Annotated in this window: 22 protein-coding genes; 4 read left to right on the top strand and 18 right to left on the bottom strand. The window is 41.8% G+C overall.

What is annotated here, in order from left to right; all coding sequences use genetic code 11:
• The first annotated feature begins 14 nt into the window (after positions 1-14).
• On the top strand, positions 15-1,262 hold the full coding sequence (locus MHB67_RS07185; RefSeq protein ID WP_056766874.1) for a nucleotidyltransferase: 1,248 nt from the start codon (positions 15-17) through the stop codon (positions 1,260-1,262).
• 233 nt (positions 1,263-1,495) lie between these two features.
• Here the strand turns inward: MHB67_RS07185 and MHB67_RS07180 are convergent, their stop codons facing one another.
• Both MHB67_RS07180 and MHB67_RS07175 read right to left on the bottom strand, forming a co-directional pair.
• Positions 1,496-2,524, bottom strand: a complete 1,029-nt coding sequence (locus MHB67_RS07180) for a SepM family pheromone-processing serine protease (protein ID WP_056766360.1) — start codon at positions 2,522-2,524, stop codon at positions 1,496-1,498.
• A 4-nt stretch (positions 2,525-2,528) separates the two neighbouring features.
• Positions 2,529-3,308 carry a patatin-like phospholipase family protein gene (locus MHB67_RS07175; protein ID WP_073205073.1) on the bottom strand — a complete coding sequence of 260 codons (780 nt, stop codon included), beginning with the start codon at positions 3,306-3,308 and terminating at the stop codon, positions 2,529-2,531.
• Between the two features lie 156 nt (positions 3,309-3,464).
• Between MHB67_RS07175 and ylbJ the strand changes: the two genes are divergently transcribed.
• Positions 3,465-4,673 carry a sporulation integral membrane protein YlbJ gene (gene ylbJ, locus MHB67_RS07170; protein ID WP_042968177.1) on the top strand — a complete coding sequence of 403 codons (1,209 nt, stop codon included), beginning with the start codon at positions 3,465-3,467 and terminating at the stop codon, positions 4,671-4,673.
• 13 nt (positions 4,674-4,686) lie between these two features.
• Here the strand turns inward: ylbJ and coaD are convergent, their stop codons facing one another.
• The 9 genes from coaD to MHB67_RS07125 form a co-directional block, all read right to left on the bottom strand.
• Positions 4,687-5,169, bottom strand: a complete 483-nt coding sequence (gene coaD, locus MHB67_RS07165) for a pantetheine-phosphate adenylyltransferase (RefSeq protein ID WP_024424274.1) — start codon at positions 5,167-5,169, stop codon at positions 4,687-4,689.
• 1 nt (position 5,170) lies between these two features.
• Complete coding sequence (gene rsmD / locus MHB67_RS07160) at positions 5,171-5,758, bottom strand: 16S rRNA (guanine(966)-N(2))-methyltransferase RsmD (protein ID WP_254967935.1); 588 nt, start codon at positions 5,756-5,758, stop codon at positions 5,171-5,173.
• Between the two features lie 280 nt (positions 5,759-6,038).
• Positions 6,039-6,311, bottom strand: coding sequence for a YlbG family protein (locus MHB67_RS07155; protein ID WP_024424276.1), 273 nt, complete (start codon positions 6,309-6,311; stop codon positions 6,039-6,041).
• Between the two features lie 65 nt (positions 6,312-6,376).
• Positions 6,377-6,826, bottom strand: a complete 450-nt coding sequence (locus MHB67_RS07150) for a YlbF family regulator (RefSeq protein WP_007499807.1) — start codon at positions 6,824-6,826, stop codon at positions 6,377-6,379.
• Between the two features lie 57 nt (positions 6,827-6,883).
• On the bottom strand, positions 6,884-7,291 hold the full coding sequence (locus tag MHB67_RS07145; RefSeq protein WP_073205070.1) for a hypothetical protein: 408 nt from the start codon (positions 7,289-7,291) through the stop codon (positions 6,884-6,886).
• A gap of 73 nt (positions 7,292-7,364) precedes the next feature.
• The gene (locus MHB67_RS07140; protein ID WP_024424278.1) at positions 7,365-7,613 is read right to left on the bottom strand and encodes a YlbE-like family protein; all 249 of its coding nucleotides are present in this window, start codon (positions 7,611-7,613) and stop codon (positions 7,365-7,367) included.
• 19 nt (positions 7,614-7,632) lie between these two features.
• Positions 7,633-8,046: a YlbD family protein gene (locus MHB67_RS07135; RefSeq protein ID WP_025092528.1), complete on the bottom strand. Its 414-nt coding sequence runs from the start codon at positions 8,044-8,046 to the stop codon at positions 7,633-7,635.
• 110 nt (positions 8,047-8,156) lie between these two features.
• Positions 8,157-9,200 (bottom strand): CAP domain-containing protein, encoded by a 1,044-nt coding sequence (locus MHB67_RS07130; protein WP_024424280.1) that lies wholly within the window; start codon positions 9,198-9,200, stop codon positions 8,157-8,159.
• A gap of 122 nt (positions 9,201-9,322) precedes the next feature.
• The gene (locus MHB67_RS07125) at positions 9,323-9,745 is read right to left on the bottom strand and encodes a CBS domain-containing protein (protein ID WP_029706548.1); all 423 of its coding nucleotides are present in this window, start codon (positions 9,743-9,745) and stop codon (positions 9,323-9,325) included.
• A 161-nt stretch (positions 9,746-9,906) separates the two neighbouring features.
• On the opposite strand from MHB67_RS07125, the gene MHB67_RS07120 reads away from it, so the two are divergent.
• Entirely contained in the window at positions 9,907-10,272 is a 366-nt protein-coding gene (locus MHB67_RS07120) for a YugN family protein (protein ID WP_024424282.1), read from the top strand.
• Between the two features lie 74 nt (positions 10,273-10,346).
• Here MHB67_RS07120 and ctaG read toward each other — a convergent pair whose 3' ends face one another.
• The 6 genes from ctaG to cyoE all read right to left on the bottom strand — a co-directional run bounded on the left by ctaG (position 10,347) and on the right by cyoE (position 16,519).
• Positions 10,347-11,225 (bottom strand): cytochrome c oxidase assembly factor CtaG, encoded by an 879-nt coding sequence (gene ctaG / locus MHB67_RS07115; RefSeq protein ID WP_024424782.1) that lies wholly within the window; start codon positions 11,223-11,225, stop codon positions 10,347-10,349.
• Between the two features lie 30 nt (positions 11,226-11,255).
• Positions 11,256-11,585: a cytochrome c oxidase subunit IVB gene (gene ctaF / locus MHB67_RS07110; RefSeq protein ID WP_024426910.1), complete on the bottom strand. Its 330-nt coding sequence runs from the start codon at positions 11,583-11,585 to the stop codon at positions 11,256-11,258.
• A gap of 2 nt (positions 11,586-11,587) precedes the next feature.
• Entirely contained in the window at positions 11,588-12,211 is a 624-nt protein-coding gene (ctaE, locus tag MHB67_RS07105) for a cytochrome c oxidase subunit III (RefSeq protein ID WP_087977219.1), read from the bottom strand.
• Positions 12,208-14,079, bottom strand: coding sequence for a cytochrome c oxidase subunit I (ctaD, locus tag MHB67_RS07100; protein WP_034621096.1), 1,872 nt, complete (start codon positions 14,077-14,079; stop codon positions 12,208-12,210). Before ctaD ends, ctaE begins: the two co-directional genes overlap by 4 nt.
• 175 nt (positions 14,080-14,254) lie before the next feature.
• A complete protein-coding gene (coxB, locus tag MHB67_RS07095; protein WP_024426909.1) occupies positions 14,255-15,322 on the bottom strand; it encodes a cytochrome c oxidase subunit II in 1,068 nt (355 codons plus the stop codon).
• 279 nt (positions 15,323-15,601) lie between these two features.
• Complete coding sequence (cyoE, locus tag MHB67_RS07090; protein WP_024424777.1) at positions 15,602-16,519, bottom strand: heme o synthase; 918 nt, start codon at positions 16,517-16,519, stop codon at positions 15,602-15,604.
• Between the two features lie 393 nt (positions 16,520-16,912).
• On the opposite strand from cyoE, the gene MHB67_RS07085 reads away from it, so the two are divergent.
• The gene (locus tag MHB67_RS07085) at positions 16,913-17,836 is read left to right on the top strand and encodes a heme A synthase (RefSeq protein ID WP_103132170.1); all 924 of its coding nucleotides are present in this window, start codon (positions 16,913-16,915) and stop codon (positions 17,834-17,836) included.
• Positions 17,837-17,873: 37 nt separating this feature from the next.
• On the opposite strand, the gene MHB67_RS07080 is transcribed toward MHB67_RS07085, so the two are convergent.
• On the bottom strand, positions 17,874-19,310 hold the full coding sequence (locus tag MHB67_RS07080) for a deoxyribodipyrimidine photo-lyase (protein WP_261803220.1): 1,437 nt from the start codon (positions 19,308-19,310) through the stop codon (positions 17,874-17,876).
• Positions 19,311-19,349 lie beyond the last annotated feature (39 nt).

Raw genomic sequence — 19,349 nt, 5'->3', positions numbered from 1 at the left:
AGGCGGAACATCTATTGAAAGCAACAGGAGTCGTTGTCGAGTACAATCCATTTCATTATGGGCATGCCTATCATGTTCGCCAGGCGAAAACACATACCTCCTCAGATGTAGCCATTGCCGTCATGAGCGGATCTTTCCTCCAGCGCGGAGAACCTGCTATCGTCTCCAAATGGGCACGTACAAAAATGGCATTGCAAAACGGTGTAGACATCGTATGTGAGCTTCCATACATCTATGCAGTGCAAAAGGCAGAAACCTTTGCAAATGGCGCTGTGTCCATTTTAGACGCTTTAAAATGCCGCTCCCTTTTTTTCGGAAGCGAGGATGGGGACATTAAAGCATTTGAGCGAACAGCGCACGCTTGGCATGAAAAAAAAGAAGAAATTGACCTTTTCACAAAAGCAAAGGTCAAAGAAGGGCTTAGTTATCCGGCAGCCTCTGCCGCTGCGTTTCAAAAGATCATTGATCCTAAACACTTACTGGATCTGTCTAAGCCCAATAACATTTTAGGCTTCCACTATGTCAAAGCCATCTTAGAGAGATCTCCTCACATAGAGCCCTTTACCTCTCAAAGAATTGCATCCGGTTATCATGATCAAGAGCTTCCTAAACATCAGAAAATTGCAAGCGCGACAAGCATCCGAAAAGCCTTAAAAGAGAACGGGTCATTTGAAACTGTCGCCTCTTATCTCCCGGAAGCTTCGCTTAAGCAATTGCATGACTATTATTCTTCTTATGGTCTTTTACATACGCAAGAAGACTATTTCAGCTTCTTAAAACATATGTTTCACACCATGGATACAGCAGAATTAGAAGGCATCTATGAAATTGAAGAAGGCATCGAACACCGCATGCAAAAGGCGATCACACATGCGTCCACCTACGAGGAATATCTATCACTTGTGAAAACAAAACGATATACGTGGACAAGGCTGCAGCGGATGAATACACACCTTTTAATGAGGGTGAAGAAAACTGTTATGCATGAGCTGCTAAAGAAGAAACACACGCCATACATTCGTTTACTTGGTATGTCAAAGAAAGGACAGCAATACTTATCACTTGTCAAAAAAGAATTGGACGTACCGCTTGTCAGCAAGCTGTCTTCCTTTTCACACCCTGCCCTTGATCTTGACATTCGCGCTTCCCGCGTCTTCAGCCTTCCCATCAGCGAACCAATGCAAACAAAGTTAACAGAAGCAGAATTTAAAACCTCACCGATCCGCTATGATGAAGAGACTGGTCTCTTCCAATCTCGATAAAAAGAGCAGCCTTTGATGAAGGCTGCTCTCTGATTGTTGACAAAGGGCTAAAATGATCTTTATTTTATCCCTTTGTCTTCTTTTCAGCGTGATAGAAAACCTTTGAAGTCTAGGAAGGGCGAGCACCGGAACGGAGCGAATTTGACATTCGTGAGTACCGGCGCAGAGACCTGACACCGAATGCGAGGGTTTGTCTACACGCTGAGAGCAGCCTAAGGCTGCTCTTTTTTCACTTAAGATGATTTCTCTTTTAACTTGTTTAAATAGTTCAGTGCGTCCTGCATTGTGTCCACAGGAACGATTTTCATATTACTTTTAATATCTTTCGCTGTTTTCACTGCATTTTTGTAGTCTGAATTTGGATCACCTTTATCGTTTGGTGCAAAGAAGATATCTTTTCCTGCTTTATCTGCTGCAACAACCTTTTGATCAATTCCGCCAATTGGCCCGACCGTACCATCAGCGTCTATCGTTCCAGTCCCTGCAATCGCATAGCCATGTGTTTCGTCTTCTTTTGTCAGCTGATTATAAATTTCAAGTGACATCATTAAACCTGCCGACGGGCCGCCGATATTTTCAATATCCACCTTAATAGATGGCGACACTTTCACATCTCGGTCTGTAAATAAAGATACGCCAATTCCGACTCGATTCGGCTCTTCTTTAAAAGGCTTCAACTTCACTTTCTGCGTGATATCCTTGCCGTTGCGTTCAAGGACAAAACGGACAGATGTACCAGCTTTTTGACGGCTGATATACGACACCATTTTATCAGCAGAATCATACGTCTTGCCATCAACGCTTTTAATCCGGTCGCCCACTTCAATTTTGCCGTAAGCAGGCATGCCTTTCATGACGTAGCTCGCATATACCCCATTAAACGTATAATCTACTTTTTTGCCTGCTTTTGTATACGCTGCAATCATGGCATTTTCTTGAGAGCTTTTCATCAGCTGAAGCTGTCTTTTCATATAATCTTCATCCGACTCTCCGTCCGCTTTAATATTTTCTTCTGGGACGATTTCGTCATATTTATTCATTTTCGCAAGCAAATACGTATACGGATTGGCTGGACCTACTTTTATCGTCATAAGAGAGAAGCTGCCCTTCTCGCCGTATCCACCATCCACTTGAATGTGAGGGGCAATCTCTGTTGCATCACCCGGCTTTGTCACGTAATATGGCAGTTTAACAAAAGTTAAGCCAAATAAGACAAGAACAACGATAAAAAAGCTGAGCCAGCGAATATTCAATTTTTTCATTCGATTAACACTCCCATTTATCAATGACATCTTTCAGTTCACCTGCTAATTGGTCTGCGGCGAGCTCACCGGCCTCAATCATCTCCTGAACCTGTGTGAATGAACTGGAGCTGAATGTTTCAAGCCTCGGCCGAATCATGAGATCTGCATGAATGGTTTGATGACGGACCAATTCATTTTGAAGGATGTCCAAACTTTGCATAATCACATCCGATAATCTCGTCGCCTTTTCTGTTTTTTTCACCCTAGATACATCAGAGGCGATAATAAAGTCTGCGCCCATTTCTTTTAAAACAGACACAGGAATGCGGTCAACAACCGCTCCATCCACTAGCTGTCTGCCGCCCATTTCGTGAGGAACAAACACGCCTGGAATGCTGATGCTTGCTCTGACTGCTTGTGAGACAGACCCTTCTTTAAACACAACCTTTTCCCCTGTCTCGAGGTCACAGGCAACCACCGCAAGGGGCATTCTTAATTCTTCGAATTTTTTCCCATATGTAAACGTGTGAATCAGCTGCAAAATTCGATTTCCTTTTAAAAGACCGATTTTTGGCAGTGTATAGTCAGCATAATACTTTCTTCTGAAGACAAGTGCAAGTTTTTTCATTTTTTCTACGTCTTGTCCTGCCGCATAAAAGCTCCCAACAAGTGCGCCAATACTGCTTCCAGCGATCATATCTACCTGTATCCCTTGCTTCTCAAGACTAGACAAAACCCCGATATGCGCCATTCCCCTCGCACCCCCGGAGCCTAGTGCAAGCCCGATGATCGGTCGCTTCATGAAAATCCACCCTCCTCTTTCTATGCATATATACGAATCTATAGGTCTAAACATGCCCCTACTGCTCGTATAGTAATAGAAGACAGGCTCGGCTAGTTTCTTTTTCTATAATCACGAGCTCGCCAATAGATCATAACGGCAAGGGGCGAAATCTCCATGAAAAAATGGAACACTCTGTTCATCGCTGCTTTTTTTATTTTCTTAACAGCCACTGTGATTACACACCCACAAGCCTCTTTGCAAGCATCGAAAAATGGACTTGCAATGTGGTGGGAGGTTGTATTTCCATCATTGCTTCCTTTTTTTATTTTGTCCGAGCTATTAATTAGTTTTGGGATTGTCAGATTTGTCGGGGTATTATTAGAGCCATTTATGCGCCCCATCTTCCGGGTGCCGGGTGTAGGGGGATTTGTACTGGCTATGGGAATGGCTTCAGGGTTTCCTTCTGGTGCGAAATTAACGACAAGACTGAGGCAGGAAAGGCAGCTGACGCGGATCGAAGCAGAGCGTCTCGTTTCCTTTACAAATTCATCGAATCCATTGTTTATTTTCGGTGCAGTGGCTGTTGGTTTTTTTCATCATCCAGCTTTAGGCATTGTATTGGCCAGCGCTCATTATTTAGGGAATCTCGCTGTTGGTGTGACGATGAGGGGATATAAAGCGCGGCATGATGCACACCTAAGAAGCCGAAAGAAGTTTTTATTCCCGCCGTTTAAAGAGGCATTCAATGCTCTTCATACAGCAAGACTCGCAGAGAAAAGACCGCTCGGCCAAATTTTAAGTGATGCAGTCATGTCATCAGTCCAAACACTCTTTATGATTGGCGGCTTTATTATCTTATTTTCTGTGTTTAGCAAAATGCTGTCAGTTGTCCATGTGACAGACCTTTTATCCATCGGGCTCGGATATATGCTGCAAACGATGCATCTTCCGCCAGAATTAGACCTTGCCATGATTGCCGGTTTATTTGAAATCACATTAGGAAGCCAGATGACGGGGTCACAGGAAGTCACCCTTCTCGCTAAAACCATTGTCGTCAGCTTTATTTTAGGATTCAGCGGGTTTTCTGTTCAAGCCCAAGTCGCCGGCATTTTAGCGGCAACCGATATCCGCTTTAAACCGTTTTTCTTCGCCCGTTTGCTTCACGGAATTTATGCAGCTGTTTTTGCCTTTTTATTATTCAAGCCTCTTTATGTCTCTCGATCAGACATGGCTCTCCCAGCGGGTGCCTTTGATGCAAGCCAGCAGGTCGTCATGTTCAGCAGCGTGCTTTGGAATCAGCTTGTGAAAGCCGGTCCCTTCATCACACTTTGCAGTATGATAGTGTATATCGCGCTATACTATCGGAAATTAAAAAATGGATGAGTGCCGGGTGCACTCATCCATTAAATTTTTCCTTCAGCGCTGCTTCTACCTCTTTTGGTACAAGATCGTTGACTGCTCCATGATATTTCGCTACTTCTTTGACAATGCTGGAGCTTAAGAAAGAATATTGATTGTTGGTCATCATAAAAAACGTTTCAATTTCATCGTCTAACACTTTGTTCATTGAGGTGCCTTGCATCTCATACTCAAAGTCCGTCACAGCTCTTAGTCCGCGTAAAATGACTTTGGCTTCTTTTTGCTTCGCATAATCAACAAGCAGGCCGTGAAACGATTCAACTTTGATATTTGGCAGCTCCTTCGTTGCTTGGCGAATAAGCTCACACCGTTCTTCAACAGTAAATAATGGTTTTTTAGATGAATTATTTAGTACACATACATACACTTCATCAAAAATCTTTGCACCTCTTTTGATGATATCCAAATGCCCCAATGTAACTGGATCGAAGCTGCCCGGACAAACGGCTATGTTCCCCATGCTAATTTCCCCGCTTTCTATAGATCGTAATACCAGTCAATCCGTACAGTTCCTGTCTTGTGATGTGGAGCTGCCCTGCTTCTTCTGGCAGCTTCACATCTTTATCATGCTCACACACGATCACGCCGTCATCTGTTAACAAGGCGTGCTCGTCAATCATTTCAAGAAGTGCTTTTAGCTGTTGATCTTTATAGGGCGGATCAAGGAAAATGGCTTGAAAGGATTCCTCTCGTTTCACAACAGCTGCAAGTGCACGCTTTGCTTCATTTCGAAACACTTCACTTTGATCCATTAGCGACAATTGATTCAGGTTTCCTTTAATCGTCTGAATCGCCTTTATATCTCGATCAACAAATATGCAATGATCGAATCCTCTAGAAAGCGCTTCAATCCCTAAACCACCGCTTCCTGCAAATAAATCAAGAGCCCATCCGCCATCAAAATACGGGCCGATCATATTAAATATTGATTCTTTTACTTTATCTGTCGTCGGTCTTGTTGATTGACCTGGTACCGCTTTAAGTGTGCGGCCTTTTCTCGTTCCAGAGATGACTCTCATTTTTCCACCACTTTTTCTACTTGCTTCTATTCGTCATTGTTTATGACAAAAAATTCAACATTATCTTACCACATCACTCCTCAAGGAACAATGCACTGATATTCATTCATTTTCTATGTATAGATCAAGAAATCCGGGGTCATACTATTTATAACAGCATCTGATGTGGTGCTGTTGCCAACCGCGGAGAAGACTTACGTTTCCCCATAAGTTCTTCCTCCGGTTTCTCCTCTCCCTTTGCCTTCTCCTTAATGAATCATTAAGAATAGAAGGACCCCGCGGGTGATGCCGCGGGGATTTTTTTGTGTCTTTAAAAGCCCACCTTATAATCATACTCTTTTGCTTTGTCCAATTTGGATTCGTACTCTAATTTAATAAAAGGTTTATATGAAGGCTCAACACGTTTCACAAATGGTAACGAGCTGAGTTTAGCCATATGGCGCTCAAGATCATCCATATCACAATAGATCACAGCATATTTCATTTTCCTTGAAATATAGTGAACATTCCCGAATTTTCTTAGCGCTTTTGACTGCTTTAACGAATGCAGCCAGACGACCATCCCTTGACGTTTGGTTTCCATCTTTTCACCTGCCGCTTTTCAATTCTTTTCATTCATTATGTAAAAGACGAGACATTCAAGTCTCGTCAAGATACTTTACAGCCGCAGCTGCCACCTGATCCACAGCCACCGCCGCATGATGATAGACCATCAAAATATGGGTTCCCTGTTGGAACTTTAATATATGCTGATACAGCTTGACCGATTTCAATACTAATCTCATCTAAGATGGATTGAATCGCTGTTTCTGCTTTTTTGAAATCAACCACTGTATCGTGAAGATCTAGCTTTCTTTTGACCTCACGCATTTCCTTTGAGATCGTTCTATAGTCCGGATGATATTTGCCGAACCGCTGCACATCCTCATACTGCTCTTTTACTTTTGTAAAATGGGCAATAATTTGTTGGGCTTCTTCGTCTTGCTGGAGACGCTTAAAGCAGTTGCGGTAATGTTCAGCCTCCTCCGACTGAAGAATCATGGCAGCCAATTGATTTGCTTCCTCTTGGAGCTCCACAGATTCGATTGTCGCATACATAAATGTTGCACCTCCAATTCATAGTTTACCACGAAACCTATGGATCAGAAAATGCTTTTACGTGACAAATACATCCCATGTTTCTCTTTTCTGTTTATATTCTGGATGACGGGAATTCAGCACAACAGTCATTTTATGCTTTCCTTTTGAAAGATGCTTGACCACAAATGCCGCGGTATACTCATTCCCTGCACGTTTCCCGTCTACATACACTGTAAAATATCCCGCCTTCTCGTTCTTTTTCAGACGCTCTGGCTGAAGATGAAAATCTTGAAGTGTACTTTCTATATAGACAGACGACCCTTGCACTTTGTATTTCAAAAAGCCTTGCTGCTTCATTTCGCTTTGGGCTTGCTGCATGACTGGTACTGCTCGGTCATGCTTAATCACTTGCTCTTCTCCATGTTGACTTTGACACCCGGTGACAAGAAAAAGCAATGCGCCTATTGACAGCATCCATTTCATCATCTGATTCTCCTTTCATCTACTTTTATAGGATGCTCAGGAAATAGACATCTTAATCAACTCAAAAAAAGCCTCAACCGGCTCCATTTTGATTGCGCATTGCTTGGAACATTTGAATCATCATTTCAGCCATTTGGACGCTATTGCTCAACTGACTCACACGATGAGGAATGGTTTTTTCGTAAAAGTTCATTTTATCTAATTCAAAGGACGTTAGATTTTCAGGATGTCGCGTCAGCTGTCTGTACCAGATAGGACGCTGCCTTATGAATTTGATTCGCTCCTCTTCGGCCATGACAAATTCCTGTACTTCTTTTCGCACCAGAAGCATCCCCTTTCACTTAATCTTTCCTGAAGGAGAATGGGTGCTGACTGCCTCCAGATGAACCTTTCTTTGAACCATTGGATGAAAATTGGCCGAGCAAGCTTTGTAAAGAGGAAATAGACTGGCTCATTTTGTTAATCTGTTCATTCATTTGATCAGCGTCCATTTTTTTCACAGCAGAAACCATTTTAGACATAAAATCTGCTTTTCCTGCTTCACTTGGCTTAGAGACTTTTTCTTCTTTCGCATCTTCTGATTTCGATTGCCGGTAAGGTGACCACATCTCATCTTCCTCACCAAACATGACCCAATTCTCGTATACACTTTGCCAGCTTTTTTCTTGCGTTTGCACTTCTTGAATTAACTTCGGATGGCGTCTGACGAATTGTTTAAATTCATCAATGGATGTTTGTTTATGCTTGTTTGTCATATCCTCACCCCCCATACAAATGCCTACTATACTATATACACCAGCATCTGTTTTGGTGAGCCTCTTTTTAACCATCAAAAAAACAGCTGCGACCATGCAGCTGCTTTCGTTTAAGAAGTTTTCTTGATGAAATTTTGGGTGTAATATTTTTCTTTCACCCCTACGCCAAGATGCGTGTAATCTTTATTTAATAACGCCTTCCTGTGACCTTCACTATTGAGCCAGCCCTCTACCGCTGCAGGTCCATCGACATAGTTATAGGCAATGTTTTCACCTGCGAGCTGAAAGCCCACCTCGCCTCTTTCTAACCGATCTTTCAGCGTACCGTATTTTTTAGATTCATGGGAGAAATAATGATTCTCTTTCATGTCCTCACTATGCATGAATGCCACTTCAGAGGTTTCATCATCCCACTTTAAGATCGGCAGGTTGTACTTATGGCGGATAATATTGGTCATATCAAAAATTTGTTTTTGACTGGAAGCTTCGATATCTTTCCACTTTTCGCCTGATATCGCTTCAGGTTCTACCAATTGACCTCGGTAGACCACCTCATACGGCTTTTGTTTCACAAATGTATCTGCGTTGAAGGCCCTGATACTTGAAAGGGTGCTTTCAAACTTATCCATGTAAAGCTGAACATACACATCATCTCCCACTTTCACAGTAGGTCTTGTATTCATATCATCTTCTGAGAATTCAAAGCGGTATGAATTTTGTTCATCCTCCACATGAATGTAAGGTGCAATTTGTGTTTTCTTAAATACTTCACTCGTGGCTTGACCGATTTTAAACGGTTCTACATTCAGACCGTCTCCTGTTGCAAACAAGGTCACCACTTTACTATCCTTTACCCCTACTTGAATATAGTGCTTCTTCGATTGGTTGTAAATCCACCAGTCATAATCATATGCGGAAGGATCAATTCGATCTGGTTCTCCCAGCTGTTTAAGCACTTCGTTTGAAGATTTCCCCATAAAGGACATGAGCCCCTTTTTTGGGATGTTGATCGGCTTATCGCTAGATGTTTCTTCATTAGACACCTTCGGTTCATTGCTGTTTTCTTTTTCTGGTGAAGATCCATATTGAATAAACAGAACGTACGTTCCAGATATAATCAGGAGGATGAGGAGTGTTTTGAGCACAGTTTTCAAATAAACACCTCCGTTAAATTGGCAAGGTACAAAAAGTACCTTCTACTGTCATTTAAACAAAACTTGCTCCATTTATCAACGACAATACAGCCTATTTAACACGAATTTAAAATATGCCCCTCTTAATGAAGAAATCCTTGTCCATGATCTTGATCCTGTTGAGAGATTTCTGTCAGTGCCTCTCCCGCGCGATCATTTGATAAATCTTCGACTGATAAATCTCCAAGAGCGACAATCCCTGTTAATGCGCCGTTTTTCACAACGGGAATGCGGCGGAGCTGATGCTCTGACATGAGCCGGACAATTTCTTCAAGTGTTGCATCTTCTTCAGCTGTTAATACTTCCTTTGTCATCAGCGAGCCTACTTCCTGTGAGTTTGGCTTTTTTTCTGCAATGCCTCTAAGCACAAGGTCACGGTCTGTCACTATTCCTACGAGCTGATCTCCGTCAACCACTGGAATGGCACCAATATCAGCATCTCTCATTTTGACTGCTGCTTCATACGTATTGTCATCTTGATTACATGTCACTACTTTTTTGGTCATAATATCTTTGATTTTTTTCGTTTTCACGTTGATTCCTCCATCCGTTATTTTCTTTATTACTGTAACCAGCTTATAAAAGAACATACCTTTCACAGTTGAAAGTTTAACGCTTTCATACTATGATTGTCAGTAAAGGGAAATTTTATAAGGAGGGGTTTTGGGTGAAATTTGAAGGTACGGGGATTGAAAAGGTATCAGCTGACTTAAATAAATTAGATTTCATTATGGAAAGTGAAGGATTTGTACGAGCCGATCAATGGGATTATGAGCGTGTGACATACGACAGAAAGTACAGCATGGTAGAGGGAACCTTTTATTTACGGATTTCCGGCTACGCTACTGAAGGAGATGTCGGTTCCAAAAAGGCACACATTCAGCTTCTAACACCGTTACTAGGAAAACACTATTATCCACATGGCGTTGAATACGGCGAAGGCGAAGAATTCCCTAAGTCTCTCATCCAATCAAGCAAAAAAACACTTGCACAGCTGAAGGAAAAACTAGAAGCCATGACGGCTGAAGCATAAAACAAAGGGCTGAAATATTCTTTATTTTAGCCCTTTTTCTAAGATGAAAGCACAGCCAGATGGCTGTGCTTTTTTTATTCATATTTCGGAATAAGCGCATCTGGTACGGCATCTTTTGCTCTTTCTTTTCTTGCCCAGTCAAAAAAGACAACAGCAAGAATAGAGCCGTACACAATCTCCTGAATAATTTTCATCAAAATCGCACCTAGCTGCTGGTCCTCTAGCAGCGGCAAGGTATGGAACATATCAGGGCCAGTGAGAGCAAGGCCTGCAAGCATATCACTTGGCACACATAAATGCAGTGCTTGTATCCATGCGCCGGCATCTGAATAGGTTGCATAGATCGGTGCTTCACTAAACATGATGAGTGCACAGGCCGGTGTCATCAATATCCCGTCTGCCATGATATATCCAAGCTTCAAAATACCTGTGATCTGCGGCTGACTTTGAACTTTATGAACAAGCGGCCACCACATGAAAAAGGCAGCGATAAAAATAACCACCGTCATCACTGCGTGGTAAAACGGATCTGTTTTCACAAAATCAAACACAAGCGGAATGTGATACAGCGAAAACAAGCCGTTAAACCCAAGCAGTGCAATTAAAGGTTTGGAAAACAAACGGAAAACAGCTTGAATACCTGGTGTTTGAATAATCCGCTCCCAAATGGCTGGAGGCAATCCTGTAATAAGGAGAGGCGGGATGACTAAGTACAGCACCGCCATTTGCGCCATATGTGCACTAAACATAATATGCCCCATTAAATCAATTGGGCTCCCTTTCACAGCATATAACAGAACAAGCCCTGTCAGAAACAACGTCTTCTCTTTCACCGTCGCACGGTGCTTTCCCTTTGTCACAAGAAGCAGATAAAGAGCAGCTGCTATCACAATACAAGTCAAATAATAAGGGCTCCATAAAGCCCGAAATCCGAAAATTTCTAAGTTCTCCATTGCTGCGCCTCCTTCAAGGGCAAAGCGGGTTTACCACCATATAATGGTCAAAAAGGCTAATACGGTAATAAACGCAACAAACACACCTGAGTATAGAAACAAGGCGGGTGTTTCATGCCCTTTTTGGTTCATGTGCATAAAATAATAAAGCTGAAAAGCCACCTGAATGCCTGCAAGCAGTAAAATAAATGGTACTGCGAACCAATTTCCAACGTCTTCTGAGGCGATCGTTAAAAACGCAACAAATGTTAATCCAATCATCAAGCCGAAAGAAATGAGCTGATGCTTCATTTCTTCGGCATTTTTCTTTTTACGATATACAAGGTCGACTTTAGACTGATTTGTGTTTTTATTTCCCATTCTTATCCCACCATTCCCATTAAATATACAACGGTAAAGATGAAGACCCACACAACATCAATGAAGTGCCAATAGAGACTAGCCACATAATATTTCGGCGCATTGTATAAATCGAGTCCGCGTCTCATATTTCGAATCATAAGAGCGGTAATCCAGCAAAGTCCGAAGGCGACGTGAGCTCCGTGAGTTCCTACAAGTGTATAGAAGGAAGAACCAAGAGCAGAGCTGGTAATCGTAAATTCATACGCATGCACATAGTGATAAAACTCATATATCTCAACCCCTAAAAATCCAGCACCTAAAAGGACCGTGATACCAAGCCAAAGCTGCATTTTTTTAAAGGCAAAGTTTTTCATATGATACATGGCATACACACTCGTTAAACTGCTCGTTAATAGAAGCATTGTGGCAATAAAGACAAGTGTGAGGTCAAACATATCAGTTGTTTTTGCTCCGCCTGCATTTGAGTTTTTCAGCGCCAAATAAGTGGCAAAAAGCGATGCAAACAGAACGGTTTCTCCTCCAAGAAACAGCCAGAACCCGACAAACTTATTCTTCCCTTCTAACGTGGCCTTCTCAGGAGAAGCCGGAAAGGTTTCCGCCGTCATTTTTTGTGGTTCCATTATGCTTTCACCCCTTTATCATCGTCGTCAGTCAAATCTTCTTTGTGAATATGGTATCCATGATCATCTTTCAAAGACCTAACGAGCATAGTCGCAAACGTAATACCAAGACCAATGAAGATCACCGGAAGCCCCCAGCTGTGCTCTTGACGATACATGAAACCAAACGCTGACACAAATAGACCGAATGAGATAATGACAGGCAAAATGGAGTTATTCGGCATGTGAATATCATCGAGCGGTTCAGATGCTGTCATTCCTTTTTTACCATCCATTTTTTCAATCCATAATGGATCTAGTCCTCTCACAAGCGGCAGCTGTTTAAAGTTGTATTCTGGCGGAGGCGAAGAAACTGCCCATTCAAGTGTTCTTCCATCTCCCCAAGGATCGCTCGATACCCGCTCTCCTTTTGCTGTTGTCCAGATGATGTTAATCAGCATGATCACAACAGCTACAAACATAAACAGTGCTCCAATCGTACTGACTAAGTTCCCAAGCTCGAGACCCTGACCTGGCAGGAATGTAAAGACCCGGCGCGGCATGCCCCATAAACCGAGAAAATGCTGGATAAAGAAAGTTAAATGGAAACCGACGAAAAACAGCACAAAGCCAATTTTCCCAAGCTTCTCATTCAGTATTTTTCCAAACATCTTCGGCCACCAGTAATGCACACCTGCTAGAATACCGAATACAACCCCGCCGATAATGACGTAATGGAAATGCGCGACAACAAAATACGTATCATGGAACTGATAATCCGCTGCAGCTGCTGCAAGCATGACCCCAGTTACCCCGCCAAGTAAGAACGACGGAATAAAGGCAACAGAATAAAGCATCGGCGTTGTAAACTTCACATTACCGCCCCATATCGTGAGCAGCCAGTTGAATACTTTAATTCCTGTTGGCACCGCAATTGCCATGGTCGCTACAGCAAAGATCGCATTGGCGATAGGTCCAAGCCCCGTAGTGAACATGTGATGCGCCCACACCATGAATCCAAGGAAACCAATCAATACAGTAGCGAACACCATGGACGAGTAACCAAACAATCTTTTTCTTGCAAACACCGGAATGATCTCAGAGAAGATTCCGAATGCCGGCAGGATCAAGATATATACTTCCGGGTGTCCGAAAATCCAGAACAAATGCTCCCAGATGATTGTATTTCCTCCAAGCTCTGGATTGAAAAAGCTCGTGTCAAACATTCTATCAAGCATCAGCATCGCAAGCCCTGCTGTCAGCGGAGGGAATGCGAATAAAATAAGTGCGGAGGCGACAAATGTCGTCCAAGTAAAGAGCGGCATTCTCATATACGTCATACCAGGCGCTCTCATATTAATAATCGTTGCAAGAAAGTTAATTCCTGCAATCAGCGTACCAATACCCGCGATCTGTAAACCTAAAATGTAGAAATCCATTCCATGACCTTCTGAATTCAGCGTGAGCGAAGCGTATGCAGTCCAGCCTGCATCAGGTGCTCCGCCCATAAACCATCCAAGGTTTAAGAAAATTCCTCCGAAAAAGAATAACCAAAAACCAAGTGAATTCACAAACGGAAATGCTACGTCACGTGCACCAATTTGAATTGGTACTACCGCATTCATTAATGCAAATAACAGCGGCATAGCTGCAAGGAAAATCATTGTCGTTCCATGCATCGTCATGATTTCATTGTAAACCCCTGCACTGACAAAATCATTTTCAGGGATGGCTAGCTGAATACGGATAAACATCGCTTCTAGGCCGCCAACCAAAAAGAAAAATCCCCCTGCCACTAAATATAATATGGCAATTTTTTTGTGGTCAACCGTTGTCAAGTAATCCCATAAGACAGCGCCAAACCCCCGCTTTTTAGCTATTGTACTCACCATGAAATCCCCCTCTTATCTCCCATTTGCCCCTTTTCATATAGATGTCTTTCTTCACGATCCTTTAAGCAGACTATGTCTGACAGATGACGACTTCTCGGTTGTAGAGACATATTCGGGAGCTCTTAACAAAAACTTCACATCGATCACATACCCTCTTGAATATCTGCTCTAGTTGTTACTCGATTTTAAGACCTTTTAAATACTCGTAAAGTGCATCTGCTTCTGAGTCATTTAATTTAGGGTACGTTCCTGTCATCTTATTACCTGGTTTAAAGCTTTCTGGATCTTTCAGCCATGCTTTCACATTTTCTTTGTTCATGTCTTTAATTCCAGCTACTTTCGTCCGCTCTCCGAAGGTCGCAAGGTTTGGTGCAGTTCTTGCTGCTTCCGGCCGTTCGTCACCAGGCTCTACTGCGTGACAGCTTAAGCAATTTTTCTCTTTAAATAGCTTTTCACCCTCTAAAGCGAGATCCTTTGTGGATTCAGGCTTCTTGTAATCAGCCATCTTTTTCGTCCATCCTAAAAACTCATCTTGAGAAAGCGTTTTAACTTTAAAGTCCATTAAAGCATGTGACGGCCCGCACAGCTCCGCACATTTCCCGTAGAAATATTCCCCTGCATCTTTCGTTCGTTTCGAGTCAAAGGTTAAATAAAATTTGTTTTCATTATCTGTGTTTGTATCAATTTTACCGCCAGCCGATGGAACCCAGAATGAGTGTTTGACATCGGACGCTTTCAGCTTAAAATATACCTTTTGATCTGTTGGTACGATCAATTCCTGACTTGTGACAATCCCATAATCAGGGTATTCAAATTCCCACCAATATAAGCTGGCTCTTACATTAACAACAAGTGTCTTTTCAGGATCTCGTTTTTTCTTATCCATAGCGCTTGTATCCCCTAGTTCAAGCGTGTATGCCACAACAGGTACAACGAGAATAATGAGTAGAAGAATCGGAATCGCTGTCCATGTGATTTCCAGGTTGCGGTTCCCTTCCACCTGCTTTGGAATCGTATCTTCTCCCACTTTAGAACGTTTGAATTTAATGATGACGTAAAAGAAAATGATCGATACAACAATGACGACAAGAACCATAATGAGTGTACTCAGTACCGTTAGGAAAAACTGTTTATCTGCTACTTCCCCAACAGGCTTGAGTGTTGATAAGTATGGTTCACCACAGCCCGCCAAAACGAGCGTCAGTAAGAGAAACAGTGAATAAACACGCCATTTTCTTATCATAATTTGTCCCAACCCCTTTTGCTTGATCTCCTTTGCCTTTCGCTTTTTACCTCTTATTTATAAAATCACTTCTCACCCATGCATAACCCCCGCCTCTTATAAAAGCACTTACATTTCCTCTTTTCATAAAAAAATGATGTTTTTACTCAAAATACCATCTATGTATAAACAGAAAGCCGCCTAAATAGAACTGAATATCAGGCGGCTTTCATAGTTGTTAGAAAATGTTGTGTTATAAGATATAGCCATTGTTTTGATGTGATCAAAGTGTATTTCACTCTAGAATAGTGTAATAATAATCATCGCTACGAAAAAGATGGTTAAGTAGTTTAATGAATAAACGAACATGAGCGTTGACCACTTCATGATGTCTTTCATTTTAAAGCCCATAAGGCCAATAACAAGCCATCCAATATTAAGCAATGTACCAAGTGCGACAATCGGCCATCCTAATCCACCTAAGAAAAATGGAAGCGGAAGAAGACATGCTGTCCAAATGATGATCTGGCGTTTTGTGACTTCAAAGCCGTAAACAACTGGCAGCATTGGAATGCCCGCCTTACGGTAATCTTCCGTTTTCTTAATCGCAAGTGACAGGAAGTGCGGGATTTGCCAAATGAACATAATCATAAACAAAACCCAAGCTGTTGTGTCGATTGTACCTGTGACAGCTGTCCAGCCGATTAATGGCGGAACCGCGCCAGATACACTTCCGATAACTGTATTGATGGTGTAGTGGCGTTTAGACCACATGGTGTAAAGAACCGCATAAGTAAAGACTCCAATAAATCCAATCACTGCTGATGTAATGGTTGTCATCAGAAGCATAATGAGTCCTAATACAACAAGCAGAATGCCAAATGCATACGCTTGCCCCGGCTGAATTTTACCTGTAACCGTCGGTCTTGTTTTTGTTCTTTCCATTAATATATCAATATCACGGTCAAACGCATTATTAATTGCGCATGAACCGGCAATAATAAGAGAAGAACCAATCATTGTTAACAGCACAATATCAAGATTTCCAAGAAAACTCATATCTGTAAAATAAAAAGCAAGCCACATTCCAGTAAATGTCGTAATGAAATTGGAATTGACGATGCCCATTTTAATCAGAGCAAGAAAATCTTTCCACGCTGTTGTTTCTTCTATTTGTCCATGAATAGCTGCTTCCGCGGCTGTTTTGGAATTTGCCAATGTGTATAACCTCCCTTGCCCAAACCTTCAAACGAACGAATGACACGTAAAATCATTACAACTCTATCATACAAGATAAACAGCTGTAAAAAAACATCCTATTAAATAATAAACGACAAACTTGAAGTTATTTGTGAACTTTTCGTGAATTTATTAGGATATATGTGTGTTTCAGAAGGCGGTGCAAAATGAAATATTCTCTCCTCTATTTCTATCAGACTGTCAAAGAAAGATCAAGCACTCTAAATCTGTAAACTTTGTGAACTAACATATCATTTTTTTGTGAACTTTGGTCATTATGAATTGCAACAGAACACGCATTTGGCTTAAACTTGAGAGCATGTGAGGTTTTCATTTACATCAGAAGTTTTTTAGAGAAGGTGAAATAATTTGATGAAATTTGCTTTAAGGCTATTGAGCGTGATCACAACGTTTGTGATGCTGATCGTACTGATTGGCGGTGCGCTTGTGACGAAAACCGGTTCGGGTCTTGGCTGCGGTAGACAGTGGCCCCTTTGCCACGGTCGTTTCTTTCCTGAAATGAACCCCGCTTCCATCATCGAATGGAGTCACCGCATGTCAACAGGGGTTTCCACCATTCTTGTTCTGGCACTGGCGGTCTTATGCTGGAAAAAAATTAGTCCAGTATTCCGTGAAACCAAATTTTTGGTCATCATGTCCATTATATTCTTAATGCTTCAAGCGCTGTTAGGAGCTCTTGCCGTCGTATTTGGTTCTAACGCACTTGTAATGGCACTGCACTTCGGTATTTCACTCATTTCATTTGCTTCAGTATTACTGCTTGCACTTCTTGTCTTTGAAGCAACCAGATCTGAAACAAAGCTTGTGAAGCCGCTTCATATCGGCAAAAAAATGCAGTTCCATATTTATGGGTTGATCACGTATACGTATATCGTGGTATATACGGGCGCTTATGTGAGACATACAAAGTCAAGCCTTGCTTGTTCTGTCTTCCCGTTTTGTTCAAAAGACGGTGCGCTTCCAACGTATTTTAATCAATGGGTTCAAATGTCTCACCGAGCAGCAGCACTTCTTTTATTCGTCTGGATATTTGTCGCTATGTTCCATGCCATGAAACATTATAAAGAACAGAAGCAGCTGTATTATGGATGGATCATTTCAGCCATTCTGATTACACTTCAAGCCATTTCAGGTGTGATGTCTGTTTATTCTCATCTTGCACTTGGTTACGCGCTGGCTCATTCATTCTTTATTTCTTGTTTGTTTGGGGTACTATGCTACTTCTGCTTACTCATTGCCCGGTTTAAATATGAAAACAAAGAGCCATTTAGATAAGAATTGTATCCCCCTTTCATGTGGAGAGGGGGATTTTTTATTGTTGTTTTGCTTCTTCGAATAGCGAGATAGCCTTTTTGCGTCTTTCCTGGTGATCAACTGTTGGCAGCGGGTATGTATCACCTAGCACACAGCTCGATTCCAGTTGTTCATCGGTCGGCATTTTACTTGGTTCATGAATCCATTTTTCATCGACATGCTCTAGCTCTGGTACATATTTTCTAATATATTCCCCGCTTGGATCAAACCGCTTCGACTGGGTCGTTGGGTTAAAAATACGGAAGTACGGCACGGCATCTGTCCCAACAGAAGCTGCCCACTGAAATCCTCCGATATTCGAAGCCTCATCATAATCCACAAGCTTTTTTGCAAAATACGCTTCTCCCTTTCTCCAATCAATCAAATAATCCTTTGTTAAAAATGAGGCGGTGACCATTCTTAAACGATTATGCATCCAGCCTTCCTCATTTAATTGTCTCATCCCTGCATCAACGAGAGGAAAGCCTGTTTCACCTTTACACCATGCTTCAAACAGCGTCTCATCTTCATTCCATTTCATCCCTTGAAACACTGAATTGATTTCTTTTTCTTTCATCTCTGGATAATGAGCATAAATCATATGGTAAAAATCTCGCCACGCCAGCTCTTTAATAAAGGTTTCTCTGCCCTCGTCTTCAAACAGTGCTTCCTCATCTACCGCATGAAAGATCGTTCGAATTGAGATGGTCCCTGTTTTTAAGAAACGTGACAGCTTGCTCGTTCCAAAAACAGATGGCATATCTCGTTTTTCATGGTAACGTGTTAGTCTTTTTTGGATAAAGTCATGCAGCGTGTTCATCGCTTTGCGTGAGCCGATTTGATCAAATTTTCTTGAGCATCTCATGATTATACTGCGCAGTTTGTCATTCCCTTTATATGAAAGTGACTCATCACAAATCGTATGAGCGCTATTGAGAAATGATTTGTCAACTTTTATCACAGGCTGCTTCTCTTGCTTTCGCCATGATTGATAGTATGGAGTAAACACTTGATAATGAGTGCCATCCCTTTTTAAAATATCTTGCGCCCCGTGAAGGTGTGTATCCTGCCATTTTGATACATGAATGCCCTTCTTTTCTAAAAAAGCGGTTACTTGATGGTCACGCTTTTGACCGATTCCCACTTGATCTTCATTAAAAAAGACAGCTTTGATGTCATACACATCGATAACTTGCTGAAAGGCACGCAAGACATCTCCATAGAGAAGGTGAATATACATTTGAGATTCTCTTGCTTCCTTGACGAAATGCGCCAAGTTTTGAAAAAAATGTTCGTTGTTTAAATCGAGGTCCATTTCAGTAAAAAATGGATCTAGATGATAAAGAGCAAATAATTTGCACTCGTGTTTTTTTGCATATGTGATCGCTTTTGATAAGGCGATATGATCATCTAATCGCATATCCCGGCGAAACCAAATCACAACAATGTTGTCCAACCTTCTTCACCTCACTCTATAGTGTAATCACTCTCACTT

The organism is Bacillus sp. FSL H8-0516 (assembly GCF_038635285.1).
Taxonomy (GTDB): Bacteria; Bacillota; Bacilli; order Bacillales; family Bacillaceae; genus Bacillus; species Bacillus safensis.
This window is presented reverse-complemented; position numbering and strand designations above follow the sequence as displayed.